The 6,166-nt window shown below is 70.7% G+C and carries 6 protein-coding genes; 2 read left to right on the forward strand and 4 right to left on the reverse strand.

The window, feature by feature from the left end; all coding sequences use genetic code 11:
* Positions 1 to 15 precede the first annotated feature (15 nt).
* Genes ACWDR3_RS35075 through ACWDR3_RS35085 form a run of 3 tightly spaced genes read right to left on the reverse strand, consistent with a single transcriptional unit; the run spans position 16 to position 2,615 of the window.
* A complete protein-coding gene (locus ACWDR3_RS35075) occupies positions 16 to 1,173 on the reverse strand; it encodes an acetyl-CoA C-acetyltransferase (RefSeq protein WP_450356609.1) in 1,158 nt (385 codons plus the stop codon).
* A 26-nt stretch (positions 1,174 to 1,199) separates the two neighbouring features.
* Complete coding sequence (locus ACWDR3_RS35080) at positions 1,200 to 1,811, reverse strand: TetR/AcrR family transcriptional regulator (protein WP_450356610.1); 612 nt, start codon at positions 1,809 to 1,811, stop codon at positions 1,200 to 1,202.
* Between the two features lie 15 nt (positions 1,812 to 1,826).
* Complete coding sequence (locus ACWDR3_RS35085) at positions 1,827 to 2,615, reverse strand: SDR family oxidoreductase (protein WP_450356611.1); 789 nt, start codon at positions 2,613 to 2,615, stop codon at positions 1,827 to 1,829.
* 48 nt (positions 2,616 to 2,663) lie between these two features.
* Between ACWDR3_RS35085 and ACWDR3_RS35090 the strand changes: the two genes are divergently transcribed.
* On the forward strand, positions 2,664 to 3,803 hold the full coding sequence (locus tag ACWDR3_RS35090; RefSeq protein WP_450356612.1) for an acyl-CoA dehydrogenase family protein: 1,140 nt from the start codon (positions 2,664 to 2,666) through the stop codon (positions 3,801 to 3,803).
* Complete coding sequence (locus ACWDR3_RS35095) at positions 3,803 to 4,762, forward strand: acyl-CoA dehydrogenase family protein (RefSeq protein WP_450356613.1); 960 nt, start codon at positions 3,803 to 3,805, stop codon at positions 4,760 to 4,762. The genes ACWDR3_RS35090 and ACWDR3_RS35095 overlap by 1 nt, the downstream gene beginning before the upstream one ends.
* 6 nt (positions 4,763 to 4,768) lie before the next feature.
* On the opposite strand, the gene qcrB is transcribed toward ACWDR3_RS35095, so the two are convergent.
* Positions 4,769 to 6,166, reverse strand: a 1,398-nt coding sequence (qcrB, locus tag ACWDR3_RS35100; RefSeq protein ID WP_450356614.1) for a cytochrome bc1 complex cytochrome b subunit, incomplete at its 5' end; no start/stop codon positions are given.

Below are 6,166 nucleotides of genomic sequence, written 5' to 3' on the forward strand. Positions count from 1 at the left end.
CAACGACCGTACGGCTCAAAGCCGTTCGATGATCGTCACGTTCGCCTGCCCCCCGCCCTCGCACATCGTCTGCAGCCCGAACCGCCCGCCCGTGCGCTCCAGTTCGTGCAGCAGGGTCGTCATCAGCTTGACGCCGGTCGCGCCGAGCGGGTGGCCCAGGGCGATCGCGCCGCCGTTGACGTTGACCCGGTCGGGGTCGGCTCCGGTCTCCTTCAGCCAGGCCAACACCACTGGCGCGAACGCCTCGTTGATCTCCACCAGGTCGATGTCGTCGATGGTCATGCCGGCCTTCTTCAGGGCATGGGCGGTCGCGGGGATGGGCGCGGTGAGCATGCGGATCGGGTCCTCGCCGCGCACGGAGAGATGGTGCACGCGCGCGCGGGGCGTCAGGCCGTGTTCCCGTACCGCCCGCTCCGAGGCGAGCAGCATCGCCGCCGCTCCGTCGGAGACCTGCGAGGAGCAGGCGGCGGTGACGGTACCGCCGTCGATGACCGGCTTGAGTGCGGCCATCTTCTCCAGGGAGGTGTCCCGGCGCGGCCCCTCGTCGACGGTGACATGGCCGTAGGCGACGGTCTCGCGCTCGAAGCGGCCCTCGTCGATGGCCGACAGCGCGCGCCGGTGCGAGCGCAGCGCGAACTCCTCCTGGTCCTCCCGGCTGATCCCCCACTTCGCGGCGATCATCTCGGCGCCGGCGAACTGGTTCACCGGCCGCTCCCCGTACCGCGCCCGCCAGCCCTCGCTGCCCGCGAAGGGGCCCTGCGTGAAGCCGAGGGGCTCGGCGGCCTGCCGGGTCGCGAAGGCGATCGGTATCTGCGACATGTTCTGCACGCCACCGGCGACCACGACGTCCTGGGTGCCGGACAGCACGCCCTGGGCCGCGAAGTGCACGGCCTGCTGCGAGGATCCGCACTGCCGGTCGATCGTCACGCCCGGCACCTCCTCGGGCAGCCCGGCCGCCAGCCAGGCGGTCCGCGCGATGTCCCCGGCCTGCGGCCCCACCGTGTCCAGACAGCCGAACACGACGTCCTCGACGGCGGCCGGATCGATGCCGGATCGCGCGACCAGCTCCTTGAGCACATGCGCCCCGAGGTCGGCCGGGTGGACCCCGCTCAGACCCCCCTTGCGCCGCCCGACGGGCGTACGGACCGCTTCGACGATGTAGGCCTCGGCCATGCCAACTCCCCAGACTCACGCTTGAGTTACGTGCGTACGGCGATCCCGTCCAGCACCATCGACAGGTACTGCCGGGCGATCTCCTCCGGGCTGTGCTGTCCGCCGGGCCGGTACCAGGACGCGGCCACCCACACCGTGTCGCGCACGAACCGGTAGGTGAGCCGGACGTCGAGGTCGGCCCGGAACACCCGGGCGGCGACTCCCCGTTCCAGCGTGGACAGCCACGCCTTCTCGAACTTGCGCTGCGACTCGGCGAGGAACGCGAACCGCTCCTGCGCGACGAGCTGCCTGCTCTCCTTCTGGTAGATCGCGACGGCGGCGCGGTGCCGGTCGATCTCCCGGAACGACTCGGTGACCAGCGCCTCCAGCGTCTCGCGCGGCCCGAACTCGGCGTCCAGGACGGCGTCGTAGCCGCTCCACAGCTCGTCGAGGAAGGTCCGCAGGATCTCCTCCAGCATCGATTCCTTGGAGTCGAAGTGGTAGTAGAGACTGCCCGCGAGCATGCCCGCGTGGTCCGCGATCTTGCGTACGGTGGTGGCGTTGTAGCCCTGCTCGGCGAAGACCTCGGCGGCGGTGTCGAGGAGTTCGCGGCGGCGCGCGGGCGCGGCGGTCACCTGGGGCTTCTTCTTGATCGGCACGCGACCATTGTCCCGCTACGCATGCTGACTGCTGACGGAGACGATCTCGCCGGTCATGTACGAGGAGTAGCCGGAGGCCAGGAACACGATCACGTTGGCCACCTCCCAGGGTTCCGCGTACCGCCCGAACGCCTCGCGCGCGGTGAGTTCCTCCAGCAGCTCGGGCGTGGTCACCTTCGCGAGGTGCGCGTGCATGGCGAGGCTCGGCGAGACCGCGTTCACCCGCACCCCGTACGCGGCGGCCTCGATCGCCGCGCACCGGGTCAGCGCCATCACGCCCGCCTTAGCGGCCGCGTAATGTGCCTGTCCGGCCTGGGCGCGCCAGCCCACCACGGAGGCGTTGTTGACGATGACCCCGGCGCCGGCCTCGCGCATCAGCCGCAGGGCCGCCCGCGTGCAGCGGAAGGTGCCGTTGAGGGTGACGTCCAGGACCCGGTCCCACTGCTCGTCGGTCATGTCGACGAGGTCCGAAGTCCCGCCCAGACCCGCGTTGTTGACGACGACGTCCAACCGCCCGTGCTCCCGTACGGCCGTCTCGAAGAGCGCCCGCACCTGCCCCTCGTCGGTCACGTCGCACGGCTGCGCGGCGACAACGTCCGCGCCGAACTCCCCGGCCAGCTCCGCCTCGTGCTCCTTGAGCCGGCGCACATGCGCGTCGCTGATCAGCACGCGCGCGCCCTCCTCCAGGAACCGTCGGGCCGTGGCGCCGCCGATACCGGCCCCGGCGGCGGCCGTGACGACCGCGGACCGCCCCGCAAGGAGACCGTGCCCCGGCTCGTACGCCGGACTCTCGACGCCTGTCATAGGGCCACGCTAACCTACCAAACACTTGTTAGGGAAGGATGGCAGCCCATGGATCTCGCCTTCACGCAGGACGAGGAGGCCTTCCGCGCGGAGGCCCGGGCGTGGCTCGCGGACCATGTGCCGCGCACCCCGCTGCCGTCCCTGGAGACCGAGGAGGGCTTCGCGGCGCACCGCGCGTGGGAGGCCGAACTGGCCGCGGACCGCTGGTCGGTCGTCAACTGGCCGGTGGAGTACGGCGGTCGGGGCGTCGACCTGATCTCCTGGCTGGTCTTCGAGGAGGAGTACTGGGCGGCGGGCGCGCCGGGCCGGGTCGGGCAGAACGGGATCAGTCTGCTCGCGCCCACCCTCTTCGACCACGGCACGGCGAAGCAGCGGGCGCGTGTGCTCCCCTCCATGGCCACCGGCGAGGTCGTCTGGGCGCAGGCGTGGTCGGAGCCCGAGGCCGGCTCCGATCTGGCCTCCCTGCGGTCCAAGGCCGTGCGCACGGACGGGGGTTGGCTGCTGAGCGGTCAGAAGACGTGGTCCTCGCGGGCCGCGTTCGCCGACCGCGCGTTCGGCCTGTTCCGCAGCGCCCCGGACGCCCCGAAGCCGCACCAGGGCCTGACCTACCTGATGTTCGACCTGCGCGCACCCGGCGTCACGGTCCGCCCGATCGGACGCCTGGACGGGAAGCCGGCGTTCGCGGAGCTGTTCCTGGACGAGGTATTCGTGCCGGACGAGGACGTGATCGGCGAGCCGGGCGCGGGCTGGCGGATCGCCATGTCGACGGCGGGCAACGAGCGGGGGTTGATGCTGCGCTCCCCCGGCCGTTTCCTGGCCGGCGCGGGACGGCTGCACCGGCTGTGGCAGGCTCAGGGCGCTCCGGAGTCGATGCGCGACCGGGTCGCCGACGCGGTGATCGGCGCCCGCGCCTACCGCCTGTTCACCTACGCCCACGCCTCCCGTTTCCTCGACGGCGAGTCCCTCGGCCCGGAGTCCAGTCTGAACAAGGTCTTCTGGTCGGAGTACGACATCGCGCTGCACGAGACGGCACTCGATCTCCTGTGCGAGCAGGGCGAGTTGACGGAAAACGAGTGGGCCGAGGGGTACGTTTTCTCCCTCGCGGGACCCATCTACGCGGGCACGAACGAGATCCAGCGCGACATCATCGCCGAGCGCCTGCTCGGCCTGCCGAAGGGACGCCGCTGATGCGCTTCCTGCTCGACACGGAACAGCGCGCGTTCGCCGACTCCTTGGACACGATGCTGGCGTCCGCGGACACCCCGTCGGCGATCCGGTCCTGGAGCGCCGGCGACCACACACGCGGCTTCGACCTGTGGGGCCGTATCGCCGGAGCGGGTGTGTTCGCGCTGGCAGTGCCGGAGGCGTACGAGGGTCTGGGGCCCCGGCCCGTCGAACTGGCCGTCGCCTTCGTGGAGTTGGGCCGGCACGCGGTCCCGGGGCCGCTGGTGGAGACGGTGACGGCGGCGGCCCTGCTGACCGAACCGGGCCCGGCGAAGCGGTATCTGCCGGCGCTGGCCTCGGGCGAGACCGTGGCCACCCTCGCCACCGCGGGCGGCTACGCGCTGGACGGGGACGCGGCGACCGCGCTGTTCACCCTGACCGACGGCGAACTGCGACTCGCCCCCGGCCACGGCCCCGTACGCGCCTCGCTCGACCCGGCACGGCGGCTGACCCTGCCCGCCACGGGCGGTGAACTCCTGCGCGCCGAGGCGCACTTCGGCGAGGCGCTCACCTGGGCCCGGCTCGCCACCGCCGCCCAGGCCCTCGGCGTCGGGCTCGCCCTGCTCGACCGGACCGTCGCCTACGTCAAGCAGCGGCTCCAGTTCGGCGTCCTCATCGGGTCGTTCCAGGCGGTCAAGCACCAACTGGCCGACGCGAAGATCGCGTTGGAGTTCGCGAGACCCCTGCTGTTCGGCGCCGCGCTCACCCTGGACCCGGCCGACGTGGCCGCCGCCAAGGTCGCGGCCTGCGAGGCGGCGTACACGACCGCCCGTACGGCACTGCAGCTGCACGGCGCGATCGGCTACACCGCGGAGTACGACCTCTCCCTCTGGCTGACCAAGGCCCGTGCCCTGCGCACCGCTTGGGGCGGCCCCACCGAGTGCCGGGAGACGGTGCTCAGCGGCGGCGGTCGCCGCTGGTGAAGTGCCTCAGTGGTGGTGGTCGCCGCTGGTGAGTTCCTTGTACTCCTCCGGCGTCGGCTTCGCGATCCGCGACTCGGGTCCGAACATCGCCCGCGCGAGCTGGGCTCGTACCCGCTGGGAGACCGTGACCTGCCTGCGTACACCGTTGGCGTCGACCATCGGGCCGATCTCGTAGGCCGGTTCCTGTTCGTGCTGGGTGAGGGTGTGCAGCTGATCCTGCGGGAGCTGCTCGTGCACCTCGACGAACTCCCCGTGCGGCAGCCGCCGGATGACCCCGGTCTCCCGGCCGTGCAGCACCTTGTCCCGGTCCCGGCGCTGAAGTCCCATGCAGAACCGCTTGGTGACGAGGAAGGCCAGCACCGGCACCACGAAGAAGCCGATCCGCACGAACCAGGTGATCGCGTTGATGGACAGATGCAGATGCGTGGCCACGATGTCGTTGCCGCCGCCGATCAGCAGTACCCCGTACAGGCTGAGCCAGGCCACGCCCAGGCCGGTGCGCACGGGCGCGTTGCGCGGCCGGTCCAGGATGTGGTGCTCGCGTTTGTCGCCGGTGATCCACGCCTCGACGAACGGGTAGACGCCGAGGGCGAGCAGGATCAGCGGGAAGAGCGAGAAGGGGATGAGGACACCCGGAATCAGGGTGTGGCCCCAGAGGTTGATCTCCCATCCCGGCATCACCCGGATCAGCCCCTCGGAGAAGCCGAGGTACCAGTCGGGCTGGGCGCCGGTCGTCACCAGGTCGGGCCGGTAAGGGCCGAACGCCCAGACGGGGTTGATGCTGGCGATGCCGCCCATGATCGTCAGGACGCCGAAGACGAGGAAGAAGAAGCCGCCCGCCTTCGCCATGTAGACCGGCAGGAACGGCATGCCGACGACCGACTTCTGGTCGCGTCCCGGCCCCGGGTACTGGGTGTGCTTGTGGTAGAAGACCAGGATCAGATGGGCGACCACCAGGCCCAGCATGATCCCGGGCAGCAGCAGGACATGGACCGGGAAGAGCCGCGAGATGATGTCGTGCCCCGGGAACTCGCCGCCGAACAGGAACATCGACAGATACGTGCCGACGATCGGGATCGACAGGATCGCGCCGTCGGCGAAGCGGATGCCGGTGCCGGACAGCAGGTCGTCCGGGAGCGAGTAGCCGGTCAGCCCTGTGATGATGCCGAGCATCAACAGGGTCCAGCCGAAGATCCAGTTGACCTCGCGCGGCTTGCGGTAGGCGCCGGTGAAGAACACCCGCATCATGTGGATGAGCATGCCGGCGATGAAGACCACGGCCGCCCAGTGGTGGATCTGCCGGATCAGCAGCCCGCCGCGCACATCGAAGCTGATGTCGAGCGAGGACTCGTAGGCCCGGGTCATGACGACACCGTTGAGGGGCTTGTACGAGCCGTGGTAGAT

This window comes from Streptomyces sp. NPDC001002 (assembly GCF_053599215.1).